General features: G+C 66.9%; 23 protein-coding genes and 1 pseudogene. 11 read left to right on the top strand and 13 right to left on the bottom strand.

The window, feature by feature from the left end; all coding sequences use genetic code 11:
* Positions 1-78 precede the first annotated feature (78 nt).
* The gene (locus ABEA24_RS12415; RefSeq protein ID WP_345430895.1) at positions 79-1,236 is read right to left on the bottom strand and encodes a hypothetical protein; all 1,158 of its coding nucleotides are present in this window, start codon (positions 1,234-1,236) and stop codon (positions 79-81) included.
* A 189-nt stretch (positions 1,237-1,425) separates the two neighbouring features.
* On the opposite strand from ABEA24_RS12415, the gene ABEA24_RS12420 reads away from it, so the two are divergent.
* Positions 1,426-2,010, top strand: coding sequence for a DUF6879 family protein (locus tag ABEA24_RS12420; protein ID WP_345430896.1), 585 nt, complete (start codon positions 1,426-1,428; stop codon positions 2,008-2,010).
* Between the two features lie 32 nt (positions 2,011-2,042).
* On the opposite strand, the gene ABEA24_RS12425 is transcribed toward ABEA24_RS12420, so the two are convergent.
* A complete protein-coding gene (locus tag ABEA24_RS12425; protein ID WP_345430897.1) occupies positions 2,043-2,192 on the bottom strand; it encodes a hypothetical protein in 150 nt (49 codons plus the stop codon).
* A gap of 416 nt (positions 2,193-2,608) precedes the next feature.
* On the opposite strand from ABEA24_RS12425, the gene ABEA24_RS12430 reads away from it, so the two are divergent.
* Entirely contained in the window at positions 2,609-3,175 is a 567-nt protein-coding gene (locus tag ABEA24_RS12430; protein ID WP_345430898.1) for an SMI1/KNR4 family protein, read from the top strand.
* A 133-nt stretch (positions 3,176-3,308) separates the two neighbouring features.
* Here ABEA24_RS12430 and ABEA24_RS12435 read toward each other — a convergent pair whose 3' ends face one another.
* From ABEA24_RS12435 to ABEA24_RS12445, 3 genes and pseudogenes are all read right to left on the bottom strand, one after another.
* Positions 3,309-3,590, bottom strand: coding sequence for a hypothetical protein (locus ABEA24_RS12435; RefSeq protein WP_345430899.1), 282 nt, complete (start codon positions 3,588-3,590; stop codon positions 3,309-3,311).
* A 245-nt stretch (positions 3,591-3,835) separates the two neighbouring features.
* Positions 3,836-4,681 carry a GNAT family N-acetyltransferase gene (locus tag ABEA24_RS12440; protein WP_345431430.1) on the bottom strand — a complete coding sequence of 282 codons (846 nt, stop codon included), beginning with the start codon at positions 4,679-4,681 and terminating at the stop codon, positions 3,836-3,838.
* Between the two features lie 237 nt (positions 4,682-4,918).
* A pseudogene (locus tag ABEA24_RS12445) lies at positions 4,919-5,251 on the bottom strand (transposase); the annotation flags it as partial.
* Positions 5,252-5,641: 390 nt separating this feature from the next.
* Between ABEA24_RS12445 and ABEA24_RS12450 the strand changes: the two are divergent.
* The gene (locus ABEA24_RS12450) at positions 5,642-6,616 is read left to right on the top strand and encodes a cytochrome P450 (RefSeq protein ID WP_345430900.1); all 975 of its coding nucleotides are present in this window, start codon (positions 5,642-5,644) and stop codon (positions 6,614-6,616) included.
* Here ABEA24_RS12450 and ABEA24_RS12455 read toward each other — a convergent pair.
* Together ABEA24_RS12455 and ABEA24_RS12460 are read right to left on the bottom strand one after the other, a co-directional pair.
* Positions 6,613-6,972, bottom strand: a complete 360-nt coding sequence (locus ABEA24_RS12455; protein ID WP_345430901.1) for a hypothetical protein — start codon at positions 6,970-6,972, stop codon at positions 6,613-6,615. The genes ABEA24_RS12450 and ABEA24_RS12455 overlap by 4 nt on opposite strands.
* A gap of 62 nt (positions 6,973-7,034) precedes the next feature.
* Positions 7,035-7,343, bottom strand: a complete 309-nt coding sequence (locus ABEA24_RS12460; RefSeq protein ID WP_345430903.1) for a hypothetical protein — start codon at positions 7,341-7,343, stop codon at positions 7,035-7,037.
* A gap of 143 nt (positions 7,344-7,486) precedes the next feature.
* Here ABEA24_RS12460 and ABEA24_RS12465 point away from each other — a divergent pair, with 143 nt between their 5' ends.
* Positions 7,487-8,308, top strand: a complete 822-nt coding sequence (locus ABEA24_RS12465; protein WP_345430904.1) for a helix-turn-helix domain-containing protein — start codon at positions 7,487-7,489, stop codon at positions 8,306-8,308.
* Positions 8,309-8,310: 2 nt separating this feature from the next.
* On the top strand, positions 8,311-8,478 hold the full coding sequence (locus ABEA24_RS53495; protein ID WP_425551188.1) for a DUF397 domain-containing protein: 168 nt from the start codon (positions 8,311-8,313) through the stop codon (positions 8,476-8,478).
* On the opposite strand, the gene ABEA24_RS12470 is transcribed toward ABEA24_RS53495, so the two are convergent.
* Both ABEA24_RS12470 and ABEA24_RS12475 read right to left on the bottom strand, forming a co-directional pair.
* Entirely contained in the window at positions 8,420-9,187 is a 768-nt protein-coding gene (locus tag ABEA24_RS12470; RefSeq protein WP_345430905.1) for a DUF6082 family protein, read from the bottom strand. The genes ABEA24_RS53495 and ABEA24_RS12470 overlap by 59 nt on opposite strands.
* 17 nt (positions 9,188-9,204) lie before the next feature.
* Positions 9,205-9,804 (bottom strand): DUF6879 family protein, encoded by a 600-nt coding sequence (locus tag ABEA24_RS12475; RefSeq protein WP_345430906.1) that lies wholly within the window; start codon positions 9,802-9,804, stop codon positions 9,205-9,207.
* A gap of 480 nt (positions 9,805-10,284) precedes the next feature.
* On the opposite strand from ABEA24_RS12475, the gene ABEA24_RS12480 reads away from it, so the two are divergent.
* Complete coding sequence (locus tag ABEA24_RS12480) at positions 10,285-10,689, top strand: DUF4145 domain-containing protein (RefSeq protein ID WP_345430907.1); 405 nt, start codon at positions 10,285-10,287, stop codon at positions 10,687-10,689.
* 8 nt (positions 10,690-10,697) lie between these two features.
* Here ABEA24_RS12480 and ABEA24_RS12485 read toward each other — a convergent pair whose 3' ends face one another.
* Entirely contained in the window at positions 10,698-11,108 is a 411-nt protein-coding gene (locus ABEA24_RS12485; RefSeq protein WP_345430908.1) for a helix-turn-helix transcriptional regulator, read from the bottom strand.
* A 239-nt stretch (positions 11,109-11,347) separates the two neighbouring features.
* Here ABEA24_RS12485 and ABEA24_RS12490 point away from each other — a divergent pair, with 239 nt between their 5' ends.
* Positions 11,348-11,893: a hypothetical protein gene (locus tag ABEA24_RS12490; protein WP_345430909.1), complete on the top strand. Its 546-nt coding sequence runs from the start codon at positions 11,348-11,350 to the stop codon at positions 11,891-11,893.
* Between the two features lie 17 nt (positions 11,894-11,910).
* On the opposite strand, the gene ABEA24_RS12495 is transcribed toward ABEA24_RS12490, so the two are convergent.
* Positions 11,911-12,849: a LysR family transcriptional regulator gene (locus tag ABEA24_RS12495; RefSeq protein ID WP_345430911.1), complete on the bottom strand. Its 939-nt coding sequence runs from the start codon at positions 12,847-12,849 to the stop codon at positions 11,911-11,913.
* A 73-nt stretch (positions 12,850-12,922) separates the two neighbouring features.
* Here ABEA24_RS12495 and ABEA24_RS12500 point away from each other — a divergent pair, with 73 nt between their 5' ends.
* From ABEA24_RS12500 to ABEA24_RS12515, 4 genes are all read left to right on the top strand, one after another.
* Entirely contained in the window at positions 12,923-13,153 is a 231-nt protein-coding gene (locus ABEA24_RS12500; protein WP_345430912.1) for a hypothetical protein, read from the top strand.
* The gene (locus tag ABEA24_RS12505; protein ID WP_345430913.1) at positions 13,150-14,322 is read left to right on the top strand and encodes a hypothetical protein; all 1,173 of its coding nucleotides are present in this window, start codon (positions 13,150-13,152) and stop codon (positions 14,320-14,322) included. Before ABEA24_RS12500 ends, ABEA24_RS12505 begins: the two co-directional genes overlap by 4 nt.
* A gap of 130 nt (positions 14,323-14,452) precedes the next feature.
* On the top strand, positions 14,453-14,806 hold the full coding sequence (locus ABEA24_RS12510; RefSeq protein ID WP_345430914.1) for an NlpC/P60 family protein: 354 nt from the start codon (positions 14,453-14,455) through the stop codon (positions 14,804-14,806).
* 44 nt (positions 14,807-14,850) lie between these two features.
* Positions 14,851-15,321 carry a hypothetical protein gene (locus tag ABEA24_RS12515; RefSeq protein WP_345430915.1) on the top strand — a complete coding sequence of 157 codons (471 nt, stop codon included), beginning with the start codon at positions 14,851-14,853 and terminating at the stop codon, positions 15,319-15,321.
* A 323-nt stretch (positions 15,322-15,644) separates the two neighbouring features.
* On the opposite strand, the gene ABEA24_RS12520 is transcribed toward ABEA24_RS12515, so the two are convergent.
* Positions 15,645-16,169 (bottom strand): hypothetical protein, encoded by a 525-nt coding sequence (locus ABEA24_RS12520; RefSeq protein WP_345430916.1) that lies wholly within the window; start codon positions 16,167-16,169, stop codon positions 15,645-15,647.
* Between the two features lie 215 nt (positions 16,170-16,384).
* Complete coding sequence (locus ABEA24_RS12525; protein ID WP_345430917.1) at positions 16,385-19,051, bottom strand: family 78 glycoside hydrolase catalytic domain; 2,667 nt, start codon at positions 19,049-19,051, stop codon at positions 16,385-16,387.
* Between the last annotated feature and the right edge of the window lie 17 nt (positions 19,052-19,068).

Here is a 19,068-nt window from a genome sequence, read left to right on the forward strand (position 1 = left end):
GCATTCGCCCCCCTCGGTCGGCAGCCGCATTGGGTCCGGCCGAAAGCGCGGTGTCCGTGGCGGCAGGGCGAACAGCGCTCACCGGCTCTTGATTCTGCTCCGTCCCGCCAGCTCCACCGGCTCACCGCCGAGCAGCAGGCCCTGTACGGTCAGGAACTCCGCGCATGCCAGCCCTACCGAGGCGTGCCCGGTCACGCCCTGTTCGAGCAGGGCGCGAGCCACCATGGCGGCGCCCCGATGTCGCGGCGGCCGCCACCCTCGGCCGCGTACCGTCCAGATGCCCGACCTGCCGAACACGCCCTTCTCCAGCGACCGCAGCCACGCCGGCAGGTCGGCCGGCGCGCAGGGCGTGTACAGCTGCGGGCACAGCAGCAGCGTGATCCTCTCCCGCAGCGAGTGGGCCGGGTGATCGGCTTCGACGAGCAGCTCGTCCGCCGTGACCTGCAAGGACGGTTCCGCGCCGACCGTCCTGGTCACGGCGAGACGGGTGTCGGGCGGTAGGCGGACGTCGCCTGGTATCGGCAGCGGCTCGGCCCATTGAATCGCCCACCGGCGGCCGAGTTCGACCATCAGCGTCTCGTACACGTGGGCGAGGTCGCCGAGCGAACGGAGCGGGAGCGGCGTCGTGTCCCGTGGATGGAACAGGCGGACCAGGTCGTCCACAAGCTGAACGGTCTCCCCACGGAGGCTGAGCGTCTCGTGTCCCCACCCGGTGACCCACAGCAAGTACTCGTCCGAGCGGACATGTCTCTTGATCTCGACCGGCTGGGGATACCGCGCACGCGCGCTTCCCGGGTCGTAGTCGGGCGGTTCCGTACCGAGTATCCCGGCGAGCGTGACGAGCACCCGGCGAAGATCGCGGTCGTCCCGCAGCGTTGCGGGCAGCGGCCAGTTCGACATGCGCGTGCCGGGCATGGTCACCTTGATCCAGTCGGTCTTGACGCGGTCGCGCGGGGTCGCCCACAGCCACCACGAATCCGGCGAGTGGACCGTAAAGCCCACCTCCAGCACGTTGTCGTCGGCGAGATCGGATACCAGGGCGTCGATCGTGCGGGGAGAGGTGTAGCTGATCTTCTGGTCGTAGTCGCAGCCGTTCGGCGGTCCGCCAAAGCGCGGTGTTTTCTCTCCGCCGCGCTGCACCGAGAATCCCTCGGGTGATGCGGCGAAGCGATCGAAGATCTCGGCCAGCCAATCCTCAAGGGCTCCGGCCCCTGCCCGCCAACTCAACCGGTCCACTCGGCATCCCACCTGTCCGCGATCATCGTACGTCCTGACGGTCGGAGCATTGGAGGTAACCACCCGCACCGGTCCGGTCACCGGCCTAACATCGATGCAGTGGCGGCTGCGCCAACGAATCGGCCACAAATACGAATCTTGGAAGGCCAGATGCGCACACCGGCATGGGCGCTCGCAAAGAGCATTCGATTGGATCTCGACGAGTTCGGCAGTGCGTTCGCGGATGCGTGGTCGCGGATCGAGTCACGCTTCCTGAAGCTCGAATGCCGGCAGGCGTACCGGGAACTCGAGGCAAGCGCGTCACAAGCGGCGTACGAGCGTGGCGATATCGAGGCCGCTTGTACGCTCCTGCGGCAGGAGGCGGAAGCCGACCGGCCGCTGTACGAGGACGTCCGCCGGCGAGGCATCGAGTACGCAAGGGTGCGCCTCGTGCAAGAACCGTTGACCGACTATCTCGCCTATGAGCTCCTGAGCTACCGCATCCGCGCCGACATGGGCGAGAGCATCGAAGTCGTCGTCTGTGATGCGGCTCTACGCCTTCCGGACGAGCACCACTTCGACTTCCTCCTGTTCAACCGGCACACCACCCTCATCCACGACTACGGCGTCCGCAAGGTCGGCCTGCAGACAGGTGGCTGGCTCACGCATGAACCGGAGGTCATCGCCACACTCGAACAGACGATTACGACGCTCCACCGATCAGCCGTCCCGCTACAGACCTATCTGGCATCGATCCGACCCGGTCGCTCTGAGCACGGCCCTCTGCCGATTTGATAGACGTCGCGAGCCCTCCCCGGCCGTCGGGGTCAGTGTGTCCGCCGTGGATCGTCGGGCTTCATCTCTTCGGCCGCCGGATCAGCCAGCAGATACGAGCGGAGTTCGTCGGCGGTCATCTCGTCGAACCGCGCCAGAGCCATGCCGAGGAAACGTAGTTGGTCGGTGTCGCCGGTCGCCACGCAGACCTGGCCGCCGGCCCACCGCCACAGCGGGAGCCCGCCCGTGTCCGACGCGTCGGATAGGTGAGCGAAGACGTTGGCATACCCGGCGCGAACAACGCCGACTCAAAGCCCGCCCGGAGGGAGTTGTGACGGGCTCCCACGGCGCCCTCATTGACCAGGCTTCTCCCTGACACCTGGCGGAGTTCGGACCTGGCCCCGGAATACGTGTCTTCACCGGCGTCCGCAGTGGAGTGCTCCCCCGCGCGAACAGAAAGACGGCGTGACAGGGGTTTCGCGCAGAGTTGTCGATTGATGACCGTAAGCCACCTGCAGGGCAGCGAAGCGAGCCTGCACGCCGACCCGCCAGTGCGTCTGTTACGGCGCTTGTCGGTGCGACCTCGTAGGCTCGCGGCCACGTTGACGAAGGGATTGCCGTGGAAGACCTGACGGGCATCGCAGCGCTGACCAAGATCCTGCCTTCAGATCTCGGTGCGGACGAGGAAATCGATTGGTCGGCAGCAGAGGTGCGATGGGGCACGCGGTTCCCACGCGACTACATGGCCTTCATGTCCATCTATGGCGCTGGCTCGTTCGACGCCGCCGACAGGCGTGGCGGGGGCGTCATCCTCATGCCGTTGCCCAAGGAGAGCATCTACCTGGACGATGAGACCTTCGAGGAGGAGACGCAAAACGCCCGTGACATCTGGGAGATGCTGGGCGGTCAGGAAGGCCTCGACATCGACCCGGACCACATCCTCGCCTGGGGCGTCACCTCAGGCCCCGACATCCTGTGCTGGCTGACCACTGATCCCGACCCCGACCAGTGGCCGGTCCTGGTCTGCGGCCGACACACTGACGAGGACTTCACACTCTTCCCCTGCGGCATGGTCGAGTTCCTCCGCAGACTGCTCCTGGACGAGCACGACCCCTACCCCCTCAGCATCGACCTACGGGACGTTTCGCTGCGCTACGTGCACAGGCTTGAAAGACAAAAGCGTTAGCCGCGTGGTGGGCGGATTAGCAAGCCTGAGCACTGCGCGCCGACCGGTCCGCGGTACTCGTTCGCGCGAGGAGCCTGCCGCGTGTATCCGATTAATCGCTTGCCGCGCGGCTATCTGCTCAAGCACCAGGAATCTACCGGCCCTTCCTGTCGCCGCCCGTACGACGCGGTCCGCGTTTCGTATCGGCGGCCGCCAGATCAGCCAGCAGATACGAGTGGAGTTCGTCAGCGGTCATCTCGTCGAACCGCGCCAGAGCCACGCCGAGGAAACGTAGTTGGTCGGTGTCGCCGGTCGCCACGCAGACCGGGCCGTCGGCCCACCGCCGCAGCGGGAGCCCGCCCGTGTCCGGCACCGGTGACCATTCGGGGAGCGTGGGCAGGTCGGCTTGGGCCCGTTGCCGGCGTTGCAGGCTCATCTAGGCGGCGGCCGGCCAAGGCGGCGCGGACTGTGTCGAGGTAGCCGCACTGTCCCACACGATCAGCACACGGGACACCCGCTCGACAGGCGACGCGTAGACGACCGTCTGCTCGAATGCTGGCAGGCCTACCAGGAACGGGAAGCAAGCGAGTCGCAAGGTCTGCTCCTTCGTGTCGACGAGCAGGTGCTAAGGATGAATTGTCAAATCCTGTGGATTGACCGGACAGTCCAATGACCGGTCGATCAAGCAAGCGGCTTGCGGTACCGGACGTACTCGTTCTGCCGTCGGAACCCCGCACTCTCGTATAGATCGTAGGACCTGTGCGGATTTGTCGCGCCGGTGAACAGCCGGGCGGTCGTTGCACCCTGCTCGCGAAGGCTTCGCAGCCCGTCTAGCAGCAGGGCCCGGCCGATTCCGAGGCGTCGCTGGTCCGCCCGGACACTCAGCTCTTCGACCTCGCCCACGGTGTGGTCGTGGCGGCGGATGGAGCAGAGGGCGACGCCGACCATGTCCTGCCCGTTCCAGGCGGCCCTCCAGCATGCCGGGTCGGCGGTGTCGACGAAGTCCTGGAAAGGCCATTTCTGAGTGAAACCGCTGTCCGCATACGAATCGACGACCGTCCGCCAGGCTGCACGGTAGTGGCTTGTCCCGATCGGTCCCGTCCGTATCCCGGCTGGCAGTCCGCTGCCCCGCTCGGGAAACTGCTGTAGATTGCCCAGCTCCAGCTCGACCAGGCTGAAGACACGTCGGTAGCCGGCTGCGAGCAGTAGCGCGGTGGCGTCCTGCTCGGAGGCCATGGCGTTCGCGCCGATTACTGCCGTCCGTGCCGTTCCATGCTGTTCGACGAGTTGGCGGATCCGCTCTTCGGCCCAGCTCAGCATGGCTGAGCCGATGCCCTGGCGGCGATGCTCGGGCAAGAGGTAGCCGCGGTGCAGATATAGCCACGTGTCGTCCCGCTCTTGCCACCACCGGATCGTCGAGTAGCCGACGACGCTCCCGTCGTGCACCACCAGGATCTGGTTCTTGGACGGCTCCGGCAGCTTGGCAGAGGCTTCGGCGATCTCGGCCGCTGTCGGGAGCCCTTCCACGACCGAATGGGCATCGACCCGGTCCCGTTCAGCACAACCCAGCCGCACCACGGCCATGGCGCCGTGGTCTTCGTCGCCGCGGTACGGCCGGAACCCGAAGCCGACCGGAAGGCCCTGTCCTGGCGCGCCATCCGACATGCCCGGATGATCTCGAACTGCGAGGCAGGTCCGCCACCCTATTCATGCCGCGGTTGTCTGCGGCCGTTCAACGAGCTGGCCGCGTTCGAAGCGGGCCCCGGCGCGGACGAGGGCGACGGGGTTGTGAACCCAGCACCTCTGATGGCGGGCCTCGGGGAAGACCTCGGCCAGAGCCTTCCAGAAACCGAGCGCGCCGTCACCGACCGCGAGGACGGGAGCGCGCATCCCGCGCCGTCGGCAGTCGCGCAGCAGGTCGGCTCAGGAAGCGGCTGACTCGCGGTAGCCGTCACTCATGGCGATCAGCTCCTTGGTGCCGTCCGCGCGCACACCCATCAGCATGAGCACGCACGACTTCGCCTCCTCGAGGCGTATGCGCAGGTGGATGCCGTCGGCCCATACGTAGACGTAGTCGGTGCCGGACAGATCGCGCTCGCCGGCAGAACTTCCTCACCGGCTTGTTCACAGGGTCGGCCAGGCCGACGTAGGTGCGATCGCTGGGGTCCTGGCGAAGGGGCCATGTATCGGTGGCTTTCGTGGCCGCTATCTGCCGCCACGGTCCGTTGTGCGGCAACGGTTGCGGCGGTTGTAATGGACGCGCAGGCCGACAGGGGGAGCCCAATGATCGCCAGTGCGGACAGCGTATTCCGTTTCCGTTCCGACTCCCCGGCGGCCTTCGGGCGCAGGCTGGCCGCGCTCGGCCGCGAACATCCGATCATTTTCGACGAATTCATGGGCGCACCGCTCGTATTACGCCATGGCGACGTCACGGCCACTCTCCGGGATACGGCCACGTTCAGCACCCGGCCTTATGGCATGGGCCCGATGAGCTCCGCCATGATCGCCCATGATGGGGCGGAGCACCGACGACAGCGCCGCATCCACAATCGTTTCTTCAGCGCGGTGGCCAGCGCCAGGTACGCGGAGATCGTGGCGCCGATCGCCGAGCGCGTATTCGGCTCGCTGGCCGCCAAGTCGAAGGTGGACCTCGTCCACGAGGTGATCGCCCGGTACCCAATGGAGGTCTTCCTCGCGCTGCTCGGCATCTCCGACGAACTCGGCGATCAAGGGTTGCGGTGGGTGCGCGCCACCGTGACCTGGCTGGGCTCGCCGATGCGCGAGGAACTCGCCGGTCCTGGACAAGAGGCCTTCTCGGCGCTAAGTGCCTACACGAGGCGACTCGTCGAACAGGAGCGGGAGGACCCCGGGGACAACCTGCTGGGCGAGGTGATCCGGGCGTACCTGAGCGAGGACGCGTACACGCCGGAGACGGTCACGGTCGCCGTGGTGAGTCTGCTGCTCGGCGGGTTCGAGACGACCATCCAGATGCTGTCGTCCTCCCTCGCGTCGCTGCTGCTCAACCCGGAGTCGCTCGCGCGCGTCCGCGCCGACGTCAGCCTTATCGACGCCGCGGTCGACGAGGCGTTCCGCTGGGCCAACCCGTCGGCCGGGTTCTACCGGCTCGTACAGAAGGACACGCGGATCGCGGGAACCGATCTGCGCGCGGGAAGTATGGTCTATCTCTGTGCCGCCGGCGCACATTTCGACCGCGAGGCCTTCGCCGACCCCGAGCGGTTCGACCTGGATCGGCGCGGCGGTCATCTCGGGTTCGGCCTGGGACCGCACTACTGTGTGGGCGCCCCGCTGGCCCGGATCGAGGCGCGCGCCGCACTGACCGCACTGCTCGCCGCTTGCCCGGACGTGCGCCTGGACCCTGACTCGCCGCCGAGCTTCTACTACGGGGCGCGCGGATTCGTGCAGCACGGCACCGATGCCCTCCCCGTCCTGCTGGGACCTTAGGTTTCTCCATCACCGCCCGTGCGGTACGGCTCGCCTTCGATCCCGCTCGTGGCCGGTCCGCACAACAGGTAGCCGTGGAGCTCTTCGGCGGTCATCTCGTCGAACCGTGCCAGGGCCACCTCGAGGAACCGGAGCTGGTCGGTGTCTGTGGTCGCCACGCAGACCTGGCCGCTGGCCCACCTCCAGAGCGGCAGCCCGCCCGTGTCCAACGCTGGCCACCATCCCGGCGGCGCTTGCAGATCCGTGTGGGTCCGCAGTCGGCGCTGCAGGCTCATCCGTGCGGCGGCCGGATACTTCCGGACCAGGAAGTCGAGCTGAAGCAGTTCCCGCGCCTCCGACGGTGATCGCGTCGCCAAGGAATCGACGAGTGCGCGGAGCGCCGGAAGCGACTGCATAAGCCGTTGTTCGGGAGTCACCGTCACATCCCACTTCGTCGCAGCGGAACGCAGACAACCTTGCTGATCGACCGGATCAGCTCCTGGATGTCGTCGACGCTAAGGAGCTGGGACGAGTCGTTGAGGCGGCCGATCGGCACTCCCCACGACCAGTGCCACCGGAGATGGCCCTGGTCGTCCAGCTTACAGATGATTCTCTCGCTGAGGTGGTTACTCGCTCCATGTATGAAGATCTCGGCGCCGTACTCCTCGGCACTCAGCCCCGCGGCCAGACATTCCTGGGTCAACCACTTCGCATATGCACGAATGTCTTCCGATGTGTACCGATTCATCCGCGACTCCCGTCGATGTGCCGTTCGGATTCCAGTGACCACAATCACAGGATCGGTTACGGTGAGCTACGAACCGCCAATCCCCCATACGGCACCCATGACAGGAATCATGATCGGTGGGTGCGGAAACCAGGAGACGTCCAATGCCGACTCAGCGCGACCAAGACCCACTGCTCGAGACCTTCGCCGATGAGTTGCGCTTTCGGCGCGAAGAGGCTGGCCTTTCCCGCAACAAGCTCGCCGAGGCTCTCGGCTGCACTCCGCAATGGATCGGAAAGGTCGAGTCCTGCGAGAAGCCTCCCTCTGAGGCGTTCGCGCAAGATCTCGATACGTATTTCGCGGCGAACGGGATGTTTCACCGGCACTGGGAGAAGATCCGAAAGCACCGCCGCACCCGGGTTCTCCTGCCAGGTTTTCCCAAGTTCATCGAGTTGGAGGCACAGGCCACCCTCGTCCGCGCGTTCGCCCCACAGATCGTTCCTGGCCTGCTACAAACGGCTGACTACACGCGAGCGCTTACGAGAACAGGCCAGAGTCCTGCCACGATCGACGAGAGGGTGTCTGCTCGTATGGAGCGCCAGGCCGCAGTATTCGATCGCGAGACACCTGCACACGGGTGGTTCGTCCTAGACGAGGCGGTCTTGCACCGTGCGGTCGGCGGCCCCGAGGTCATGCGGGCACAGCTGGCCAGACTCTGCGATCTGATCAGCTCACCCAACATCCACGTGCGGGTACTTCCGTTCGAATCCATCATCGGAGCCGGCCTCGACGGGATGTTCATCATCTTGACCCTCGGCGACGATACGGAGATCGCTTACCATGAGGGACCGGGCGTCAATCAACTCTCGCAGGATCCGACTACGGTGAACGAGTACCGCATGCGGTTCGACCTCGTCATGGGTGAGTCCTATCCCCGGAGTGAGTCCATCAAAATGATCACGAAGATGTTGGAGAACCTGAGATGACGATGTCAGGCGGCTTCATCGCTACCCAATGGCGCAAGAGCACCCGCAGCGCTCAGGGCGGTGCAGACTGCGTCGAGGTGGCCAAGCTATCGAGCGCGCGCCATGATCTGGCTACAATCGATCACGCCGTTGCTCGACCTGAAACGAACGATATTTCTGACGCCGGATAAGCCGGATCACTATCCCAAGGCCCGCGACCGCCAGGCCGATGGCGAGAGGATTCCACCGGCGGTCCCGAGCGTTGTTGTGTAGTTCCCCAGGCTCAGGAGGTGGCATCGCTGGCGTATTGAGCAAGCGCCGATATTCCTCGTCAATTATCTCATGGAAACGTCGATTTAGCTTGCTCTCGGACGTGTCCAAACGGGCACGGCGCGCAAGAGTCCAGAAGTCTCTTCCAATGGTTCCGGAGAGAAATTCCGCAGCGAGCAGCCTGAGGTGGTCATCCGTCAGCGTACGCGTCGCGTAGGACATCTCCCATTGAGAGACGATCATGTTTGCATACATGCTCTGACGCTGCTGAACGAACGGATCAGAGAGTCCAGATGGTCCCCAAACTTTGTTCAGTTCTGGGTCGTTCATCGCCATCTCCAGCAGACGCGTATGAGATTCGCGAATCGCCTGCAGCCGGATAGACCTGGAGTCGCGCGCCTGGAGAACCAGCGTCACGGCGACACCGATCACGGCCAGCACTGAAAGGACCGCCGACGCGGCACCGTAAGTCTGGCCGATTGAGCTCAGGCGATTCCAGTGGCTCGCCGAACCGTGGAAGACGTCGAGCGCAAGCGGGGAAACGCCTATCAGGCCAACGCTCAGCACCACAATGAGCAGCAGGGTAACAACCAGCGAGATCCTGGTGGACCTCGGCGCGCCGCGCCGCATACCGATGACTTCCCTCGTCAGGGGGTCGGCGGAGGAAGCGGTGCGATCTCTCGCGCAAAGTAGTCGAGCAATGGTTCGGCAGTGGTGTACAGGTCAGCGACTTCCCTGCCGGCCTCTGCGATGACCTCCGGAGCGTCGATACGGCGAGCGCCGGACGCCGTCCCCTCCGCGTCATACAGGACTTCGAACAGGACGCGGTCCCCGAGGATCACGATCTCCGGCAACGGACGGTCGGCTTCCAGATGCTGGACCCGGGATGCATCGACCACCCGGAGATCCTCGCCCGCCTCAGCCAGTAGCCGAAAGTACTGCATCTCCCACTGAAGGTACGGCGTGACCGGATGCTCCACGACCCGAAGCCTTCGCGACTCGACTCCGAGGCGGTCGTCATCCGCTACCTTCGCTCTCACGGTGTCACGTTCGCGCTCATTGAGTTCGAGAGCACGCTCCCAGTTACCCGCCGCGAAGGCCTCCCAGCTCGGAAAGCCCGGCTCTCGGAAGATCTGACGCCGCTCCAGCTTCCAAAAAGTGATCTGCTTGTACGCCTCGTCATAGGCATCCGAATAGGAAGCCAGGTCCAACTCGGGACCGGGCAGGCCGACTATCTGATCAAGCATCAGGAAGTTCCGGTTTGGCCGAAACGGCCATATTACGCGGGATCACGACCAAGCGCTCATTGACTCCGACGGATACATCGCTAGGTAGACGATCTGCGAAGGCCTCTGTCATATCTGTTCCGACTACGGCGATGTCGCCGTTACTCAGCTCCCATATGTCAGGGCAGGTCTTGCCCTGACTAATGTTTCCCAACTCTTCCGCAGATTTTCCCAGTCGCCGCACGAACGTTGCGTCGGGATCTACGCTCCACCGAGTCATCGCCGCCCCCTGGCCTCTGCTATCCGAAGGATCCCACTGGATGCGAAGACAAGCAAGGCGAACAGTTCGCGATATCGGGGTCGGCGCGGATGCAGCCGCGACCATCATCCCCTATCCCAGCTCAGGAGGTCTTCCGGGGGTGCTTCCGAAACCACTGGGCAGAAGCGACGACTAGGTATATCCTGCAACGTTCTCCGCAACTCCCGGAGTGACTGAGGGTCATGACGCAACCGATCGATGAGCTGGCGGCACGGTCGCGGAACTTCGGCTTCCTGCTGCAGCATGAGCCACTGGTGGTGATGGACGGGGCCGCCGCCGAGTCGTACCTGTACAGCGATCCCGATACCGCCATGGCAAAGGCTAGGCGATTCACCGAGACTCTGGCGAAATTGCTGGTCAGCCGCACACAGACGCCGGTACAGCGGAATACGCAGGATGCCCGGATCCGCGCGCTCGCCAACGCCGGGGTCCTGGTCCCAAAGGTCCGTCAGACATTCGGCCATGTCCGTATTTCAGGTAATCGGGCCGTCCATTCCCACTGGGGTGACGTGCGCGCAGCCGATTACGCCCGGGTGCGCCGGCTAAGCGACGAGTATCTGGCGCGCAATCCGCGTTCGCTCGGCTGATTCGGCGCTCAGGCAGGTTGCGTCGACTCATGCTGGGACCGGAACGCGACGAGCCGCTCGATCGCCGCCGGGCTGACCGAGCCACTCCGCAACGGATCGGTGACCGCTTCCCGCTCCTCGTCAGGCAGCGGCTCGACCTTGATACGCAGTCCCAGGGCCGCGGCCACGTCGACGAGGGTTCCCAGTGTCGGATTGGGGTTGGTGTTGCCCGCCGCGAACAAGCGACGAACAACCGCGGGCTCCGCTCCGATGGCCCTGGCCACCTCGGCCTTGGACAGGCCCTCGGCAAGCCGCGCCTGGTCCAGCGCATTCATGATCGCATCCACGGTCGCGATGCGGACCGACTCGCGAACGTACTCCCGGAGGAACTCCGGATCCTCCAGGTCGGTCGCCAGATCCTTCCAGAACAGGCTGGTCATCGCACTCACCCCCAAGAATGAGCGTAACATCTATGGTACGCCTCGTCAGGCTGTCATTGGAAGCGAGGTCTCCGCAGGCGAAACCGTCGCGGGCCATCAGTCGCCCCGCATGAACTGATCCACCGCACCACGACTGTGACCGTCGGCGGCTGTCCGACATCGCCGTCCATCGCCGTCTTCGGCCGCATGATGTCCTGGTAATGGTTGCGCGGCGACAGTCGAGAATCGTGGGAGATGCGATGGCGTTCGAGTGGACCACGTTGATCGCGACGGGCAGCGGCGCGGTCATCGCACTCACCGGCACTCTTCTGAACGACCACCTGCGCGACCGCCGCGAGACCCGGCGCGGCCGCCAGACCCGGGCCCGGGACCTGTACGTCGAGTTCATCGTGGCGGCCGGGATCTGCCACACCCGGCTGCGCCGGCTCGCGCAGAACCCCGGCAGCCGGCCCGACCTGGACACGGCCACCCGGGACGCGCTCGTCGAAGCGGGCATCCATGAGATCCGGGAACGTCTCTTCATCGACGCCAGCGAGAACGTGGCCGCCGCGGGCCAGACCCTGTACGAGCGGCTCCGTGACCTACGACGAGCCGTCGCCGGCGGCGCCTCCTGGTCGTCTCGCGACTTCCACGACGTCTACCACCCCTACCTGGACGCCGCGTGGGCATATCGGGCGGCGGTGCGAAAGGAGCTGGGCTCGGTTCCCTTCGCGCCCTCTGTCTTCGGCTGGGTGACTCTCAACGGCACGGCGACGTGCCCCGTCTGCCTCAGCATTGCGACCTAGCCGTAGCGGGTGAGCCGTCAGGCGGATCGAGGCCAGTCGTCCATGGTCTGGTGGTCGCGCACCGCCTCTTCCAGCGCCCGTATCCCGAGGTCGATGAGCGGGTTCCGCCGGCTGCCCCGGCGCACGCAGGTGAGGATCCGCCGCGTCGGCATGTTCTCGCTCGACACCGGCACCCGCACGACCGCCTGGCCCGCCGGGCCCTCGGCCAGCCGCGGGACCAGCGAGACGCCCAGCCCGTTCCCGACCAGCGCCCAGATCGCCGGCCAGTGGGCGGCGGCGTGCACGATCCGCGGCGAGAACCCGGCCGCCGCGCACAGCACCCGCACCCGCTGGGCGTGGTCGCAGGTGCCCGGGTCGGCGACGATCCAGTCCTCGGCCGCCGCGTCCTCCAGCCGCACCGACACCGCCCGCGCCAGCGGGTGGTCGGCGGGCACCAGCATGATGTACGGCTCCTCCAGCAGGGGGCTCTGCTCGAACCGCGCGTCATCCGGCGACGGCCCGCCCTCGATGGGCTCCACGACCGCGAGATCCACCTCGCCCGCCACCAGCAGGTCCAGACTCTCCGCGGTGTCGCACTCGCGCACCTGCACCAGGAGGTCGGGATGGCTGTGCCGCAGCCGCCCGGCCGCAGGGGCGATCAGGCCGCTGATCGCGGTGGTGAAGCCCGCGATGCGCAGCGGTCCGGTCATGCCCGCCCGGTACGACTCCAGCGCCGCCTGCGTCTCCTCCCACCGGGCCAGCAGCGCGTCGGCGTGGTCGATGAGCAGGCGCCCGGCCGGGGTCAGCCGGATGCCGCGGCCCTGCGGCTCCAGGAGCGGGACCTTGAGCTCGCGCGCGAGCTCGCGCATGTGGTGGGAGACCGCCGACGGGGTGAGGTGCAGGGCCTCGGCGGCCGCGGTGACCGTGCCCTGCTGGTGCACCACGCGGAGCATGTGAAGCCGGCGCAGGTCAATCATGAAACCATTCTGCACATATAACCCGCAAAACGTGCAATAGACCGCAACGGTCGTCCGGGGTCATGCTGCTGCCATGAACACCAACACGAACACCATCGTTTCCCGGCACACCACCAGCGAGGGCGTCGTGGTCTGGAGCCGCTGCGCCTGCGGACGGCTTCAGATGGTCCTGGTTCCCTACGGCATCGACGGCAAGGGACTCACCGCGGGCGGACACGACATCCAGTGCCCCCACTGCGCCAGAACGAACGGCATGGCGCCGGGGCGGAATGCGGTCAGCGGGTCCTACCATCCCAAGGCATGACCAGCCGTACGACGCCCACGCCGCCGAGGCCGATCGCGGCCGGCGACATCGTCGCCGCCTTCTCCGACGCTCTCGGTGCGTGGACGGCCGCCCAGATCACGAGCCTCGACCCCGCGTCGAAGACGGCGACCGTGCTCGAGCTGGACTGGTCAGGCCCGGAGCCCGCGTCAACGGCCGGCCTCGGTGACGTCGCGCCTCTCCGGCTCACCCACCACAGCTGGGACGGCCAACTGTCGCACTGCAACTACGAATGGCTCCTCCCGCGCGGCTGCAAGGTGATCGGTTCACTCCCCCTGTTGGGTGCCGAGCGCGCCAACGCCTACTCCTCCGGATGGCCGCTCGGTGAGCAGCTCGCCCGTCAACGGCGCTGGGATGGCGGCGATCGAGGGGACTGGTCCGATCCACATGCGATGAGCGGCACCGGAGCCGAGATCAGCCAGGCCCTGAGCGAGCCGGCTGAGCCTCGCCGCCACATCCGGAGCCTGTCCGTGACACGGATAACGTCCCTCGACTGCGCCCGGCTCGTCGAGCACTTCCCCGACCTGACGCGCCTCCGCCTGCACGGGGACATGGGCCTGCTCTCCAACGCGTCGCACCTCAACGAGCTGACGTCGCTGAAGAGCATTCTCATCAGCGACCTCTTCGGCATGGACGTGTCGGACCGCCTGCTGCCCCTACGCGTGCCCGCCCTGGAGTCGCTGCATCTGCACAGCGTCCCGGCCGTGTACGCCACCGCGATGCGCTCGACCTGGCGCCCTCAGATCCGTCACGGCACCCAGGTCCGCATCACCGCCGCACGCCGGCCCGAATGGATCGCCGAGAACCAGGCCAACCCGCTGCGCGACTGGGACGGCCGCGAGCACATCGGCAAGGCCTGTTACAAGAAGGCGCTGACGATGTACAAGTCGATCCGACGAGAGGTCATGACGGCGCTCGCCGAAAGTGATACCGACGATCGAGCGTCGCGGCTGTTCGAGATCGGGCGCCGTTATGGCGAAGGCTTCAACGCGCTGGACGCCCGCACGCCGTTCATCGAGACGGTGGAGCGTGAAGAGCTCTTCGCGGCCCTCGACTTCATCATGACCGAGGCCGAACACACCCTCGGAAGGGACCTGCCGTGGGCCCGAGAGAGCCTTCTGTCCGGCGTGGACTCCGTACGCGACTGGTGACCCCGGTGCAGGAGCTCCCGGGCATGGATAAGTACCTGGATGGGGTGTCGTGAGCGGGCTGTTGACTCAACTTCCGCCCGGGTTCTGGGTTGTCCGGTATGTCGGAGCCCGGTATCCGGGATCGCAGGCGGTGGCCGAGCATCCCGGCATCGCTGATGGCGCCAACTGCCAGTTGTTCGCGTATGAGGTGCTCAGGCACTTCGGGCTTGAGGTGCCCGCGTTGCGATCAAGCGAGTTGTGGGCCGACACGGGGGCGACGACACGGGTCTCGGCCGCCCGACCGCTGGATCTGATTCTCTTCAACGCCACGAGCGACGCTTGGGGTGCTCATGTCGGTGTCTGGGTCGGTGATGATCAGGTTCTTCATCTCAGTTCTGAGGTCGGATGTCCGGCCGTGTGGCGCATGAACGATTTTGCCGCGCGAGACCGGTATCGAAGCGTGATAGGGATCAAGCGCGTCGTACGTCAGGTTCGGCCGGCGTAGGTGCCGGCTCAGCGAGTGACGGATGAACCACTTACGCCCGTTGATTGACGGAGGCCAAGGGCAGCACTCTCGGCGGCGAGATCTCCCGCGCGGAGGTCATCAGCCGGGCGAAGTACTGGTACGACAACCGGGACAGCATTCCGTACGACTGGGCGAGTTCCTACCGGGACCCGGACAGCGCGGACCACACGTACCGGCAGGACTGCTCGGGCTACGTGTCGATGGCCCTGCACCTCACCAGCAGCCTGTCCAGGGTGACGCTGCCGGGCGTCGGAACGCAGGTCTCCCGGACCGCCATGCGGCCCGGTGACTACACCGGCATTCTCAGCTCGGGCACGGCGGGCGCCGCCGGTCACGTCCGCCTCTTCGAGAAGTGGGCGGACCAGCGCGCGGGCACCTACTGGGCCTACGACTTCGGCGCGACCCCGGTTGCGCACCAGATCTACCAGCTCAGCACGGACCAGCCGCGGAACGGAATCGGCTGGACCGCCTACCGCTACAACCACATCCTCTGACCGCCCCGTACAGACGGCCCCGGCGGATGCCGGGGCCGTCGCCCCTGGAAATTGCGCAGCGCTCGCCGAGGGCTGTCGGGCCTATGACCCCGACTAGTCTCGGCGAAAGAGGGCGCCGGCCGAGCCTTGGTCGGTCCAGCTCCGATGGCTGCGCACGGGCATGGCCCACATTGCCGTCGTCGTTGTCACATTGACGCCGCTGCGGACCCTGTCCGGTCCCAATTGTGCTGTTCGCGCCGTCACTATTGACGGCAAGGACGGGTCGGATCGGTCGCGCCGGCCTGGCGACAGCGCAGGTACGCCGCCGCGTCATGTTCGCTCGGTCACTTGGCCGGGCTGTCCCAATAGATCTTTATCTTCCATGAGCGCTTGCGGCTCTCTTTGCAGGCGTAGCGGTTCTCCCCCGCGGCGATCCGGCTCAGGCGCAGAGGCTTGATGTCGGCGGTCAGTGTCTCGTTGTGTGCGCTGCCGCCCTGTGGTTCCACCCGTACCTTGACGTCGTAGGTCCCACGAGTTCTCCGGTGGCCGTCGTCCACGTCCAGGACGGTGGCGGTGCATGACTTCGCCTCGGCCAGTTCCTTGCCGGTCCATCGGATGGCGGACACCGCCGCCGCCAAGAAGGCCACGAAGGACAGAAGAGTGCACCCCAGAGCAGTCAGCGCGGCCAGGCGAAGCTTGCGGGCGACGAGAACGGCCGTCGTGATGAGGTACGCGACGCTCGCAACGAGGAGCACCAGGAACCAGCTGTGGAGAATGAGGAAGACGACGAGAAGTGTGCTGACGTAAGCCCCGATGACCGGCCCGATCCTGGCCAGGTACGCGCGCACGCCATGGTCCCGCTCTCGCATCTGTGTCCCATCCCATCGTCCGGCTGGTGGCACCTGCCCTGAAGCAGGGCTCGGCCTGCCCCTGGGGCATCCGCGATTCGCGGCATCCACCGGCGTGATCAAATAGATGGACTCGTGGCCTGGGTGGTTCCCAGAAGGCGCACCGATGTCTGGACATGGAGAGGACCGCCCACCCTCCGGGTCGGAGAGGCGGGCGGTCCGCGGTCAGGGCTGACTCAGCTCTGGGCGCTGAAGGTGACGCGGCCGGAGCCGGCCTCGTACACGGTGTGGCCGTCGCGTACGCCCAGGGAGCGGGCGTCGCCGGTCGCCCAAACCTTGCCGGTGGTGGGCAGGTCGATCTCGGCCTTCACGTTGACGGGAACGTCGACGGACAGGGTCAGGCGGCCGCCCGACCGGTGCCAGGACACCCGGACGTCGCCGCGCTGGGTGGGAACCGTGCCGGACGCCGAGGCGAGGCCGGACGCCGGCGGGCGTACGCGGATCTGGGCCGCGCCCGGGGCGGTGACGGTGACGCCGAGCAGGGTCTGCTGAACGTCGATCACCGGGGACGCGCCCCAGCCGTGCGACATGCTGGCCCCTGTGTCCGAGGCCTCCCATGACTCCCAGGTGAACGTGCCGCCCGAGGCCAGGATCTTGGCCCAGCCGATGCTGTTCGGGTCGGTGAGGCGGGTGACGAAGTCGTCCGGGCGGGTGGCCAGGGCGGTCATCAGCCAGTGGACGGTCATCGGGCTCATCTGCAGGCCCAGGCTCGCCACGTAGTCGACCACCGCGGCGTCCGAGGTGAGGCCGTACGCGACGGCGAAGGCGTTGGCGAGCTGGGAGGCGTGGGTGCTCTGTGAGCCGTCGGCCTCCAGGCCGTCGATGTAGACGCCGTCGGCGCGGCGCAGCTTGCCGTTGATCGCGCTGCTCAAACGGACGGCGTCGCGCTGGAACGCGCTGGGGTCCTTGCCGAGGGTCTGGGCGGCGCGGGCGGTGGCGTTCAGGACGTCGACCGCGAGGACGTTGACGGCGGTCCGGGCCACCGTGTCGGTGTCGTAGCCGTAGCGGTTCGGCCAGTCGATGATGCCGTACTGGTACGCGCCCGACCCGCCGGCGAGCTTGGTGACCAGGCCGGTCGCCGGGTCGATGTAGCGGCGGACGTAGTCGGCGACGGCCGTCATGACCGGGTAGGCGTCGTTCAGGGTGGTCGCGTCGCCGGACTGCAGGTAGTACTCCCACACCCAGCCCGGGAACATCTCGGTGTAGTCGGGGATGTCGCGCTTTCCGTCGCCGTTCGGGTAGACGGCGTTGAGCCGCCCGTCCGGCCAGTAGCGCGCCTGGGAGGCGATGAACTCGCGGATCGCCTTGCGGGTGAGGCGGCGCTCGCCCCAGCCGGACATGGTGGCCAGGGACACGTCGACCGAGTCGCCGAGGAACTGGCCCTTCTCCCGGGTCGGCGTGTCGAGGAACTGCTCCTGCGAGTCGTACAGCGCCGAGCGCTGCATCAGGTCGTACGCGGCGTCGACGCCGGAGTTCGAGGTGCGCAGCCGGGCCCGGGACGGGACCTCGGTGTGCTGGACGACCGCGGCGATGTCGTCGGCGGGAGCGCTGAGCTGCAGATAGCGGAAGCCCTCGTACGTGAAGGCGCGGAAGGTCTGGTCGCCGTCCCGCTCGGTGTAGCGGTAGGTGAGGTCGGTCTCCTGGTTGTCGTGCTTGGAGTTGGACACCGTGCCGTCGGTGTTCAGCACGTACCCGGCGGTCATGGTCAGCGCCGTGCCCTTCGTCCCGTTCCGGAACCGGAGGAGCGGCACCGCGGGGATGATCTTGCCGAAGTCGGCGACGACCGCGCCGGAGGACAGCTTGGTCACCTTGACCGGGCGTACGGTCTCGTAAGCGAGCGCGGACTCCTGGCCCTGGAGGTGGGTGAAGACGCCCGCCGGGTGGGCGCCGACCACCTGCGGCGCGGTCCAGGACGCGTCATCGAAGCCGGGACGGTCCCAGCCGAGCGGTTCGGCGGTGCCGTCGACGTCCTCGATGTAGTCGCGGCCGTCGCCGTTGCGGTACGACGTGGTCTTCCACTGCGCGCGGCCGACCTTCCAGGAGCCGTCGGTGACGACGACCTGGCGGGTGCCGTCGGCGTGGTCGACGACGACGCGCATCAGCAGGCCGGGTTCGCCCGACGGGCGTCCCTGGCCGGGGCCGTACCAGTGGTAGAGCGCGCCGACGGCGGCCGTCCCGCCCGGCTTGAGCAGGCGCGTGACGTCGACCGTCCTGTAGTAACCCTCGCCGGGGTAGGAGAACGCCGCGCCCCGGTCGACGAGCCGGCCGCCCACGTACAGGTCGTACTGCTGGCTCGCGGCGACGTAGACGCGGGCGCGGACGACCGGGCTGCGGCCGACCGCGAACTCCTTGCGGGCGTAGGTGTAGTCGTCCTTCTCCCCCGTCGTACGGCGGATCCAGCTCGCCTGCCAGTCGGCGTCCGCGATGCCGGTGTCGAAGGCGGCCGCCCTGGCCCACGGCGACGTCCTGCCCGCGCGGTCCCAGGTGCGGACGGTCCACGTGAAGCTCGTGCCGTGCGCCAGGTTGTCCGGCCCGGCCACGTACGACTCCTGGGACGAGGCGACCTTCCCGCTGTCCCAGACCGTCTTCCGGCCGTCGGAGATCCTGATCTGGTACGCGGTCTGGACCTCGCCCGGGTCGACGTCGCGGGGCAGCCAGCCGAAGGCCGGACGGCCCTCGACGTTCAGCGGCCGGGTCTGGTCGCCGACGGTCAGGCCCGACGGCGCGAGGGGGGCGTGGTCCACCCCCGCCCACGCCGGGGCGGTCCCCGGCGCGGTCAGCGCGGCCACCAGGGTGGCCGCGGCTCCTGCGGCCGTCAAGGCCGCGGGGAGACGGTTCTTCATCCTCACTCCTTCTCTGA

The organism is Actinoallomurus vinaceus (assembly GCF_039542055.1).
Lineage (GTDB): Bacteria > Actinomycetota > Actinomycetes > Streptosporangiales > Streptosporangiaceae > Actinoallomurus > Actinoallomurus vinaceus.

Bases quoted from the DNA above. Each gene is read 5' to 3' on its own strand.
- ABEA24_RS12485 (WP_345430908.1), bottom strand. From the start codon at position 11,108: ATGACCAGCCTGTTCTGGAAGGATCTGGCGACCGACCTGGAGGATCCG.
- ABEA24_RS12450 (WP_345430900.1), top strand. From the start codon at position 5,642: ATGAGCTCCGCCATGATCGCCCATGATGGGGCGGAGCACCGACGACAG.
- ABEA24_RS12525 (WP_345430917.1), bottom strand. From the start codon at position 19,051: ATGAAGAACCGTCTCCCCGCGGCCTTGACGGCCGCAGGAGCCGCGGCC.
- ABEA24_RS12475 (WP_345430906.1), bottom strand. From the start codon at position 9,804: ATGCTTGATCAGATAGTCGGCCTGCCCGGTCCCGAGTTGGACCTGGCT.
- ABEA24_RS53495 (WP_425551188.1), top strand. From the start codon at position 8,311: ATGTCAGGCGGCTTCATCGCTACCCAATGGCGCAAGAGCACCCGCAGC.
- ABEA24_RS12470 (WP_345430905.1), bottom strand. From the start codon at position 9,187: ATGCGGCGCGGCGCGCCGAGGTCCACCAGGATCTCGCTGGTTGTTACC.
- ABEA24_RS12480 (WP_345430907.1), top strand. From the start codon at position 10,285: ATGACGCAACCGATCGATGAGCTGGCGGCACGGTCGCGGAACTTCGGC.
- ABEA24_RS12465 (WP_345430904.1), top strand. From the start codon at position 7,487: ATGCCGACTCAGCGCGACCAAGACCCACTGCTCGAGACCTTCGCCGAT.
- ABEA24_RS12505 (WP_345430913.1), top strand. From the start codon at position 13,150: ATGACCAGCCGTACGACGCCCACGCCGCCGAGGCCGATCGCGGCCGGC.
- ABEA24_RS12490 (WP_345430909.1), top strand. From the start codon at position 11,348: ATGGCGTTCGAGTGGACCACGTTGATCGCGACGGGCAGCGGCGCGGTC.
- ABEA24_RS12435 (WP_345430899.1), bottom strand. From the start codon at position 3,590: ATGAGCCTGCAACGCCGGCAACGGGCCCAAGCCGACCTGCCCACGCTC.
- ABEA24_RS12500 (WP_345430912.1), top strand. From the start codon at position 12,923: ATGAACACCAACACGAACACCATCGTTTCCCGGCACACCACCAGCGAG.
- ABEA24_RS12460 (WP_345430903.1), bottom strand. From the start codon at position 7,343: ATGAATCGGTACACATCGGAAGACATTCGTGCATATGCGAAGTGGTTG.
- ABEA24_RS12520 (WP_345430916.1), bottom strand. From the start codon at position 16,169: ATGCGAGAGCGGGACCATGGCGTGCGCGCGTACCTGGCCAGGATCGGG.
- ABEA24_RS12495 (WP_345430911.1), bottom strand. From the start codon at position 12,849: ATGATTGACCTGCGCCGGCTTCACATGCTCCGCGTGGTGCACCAGCAG.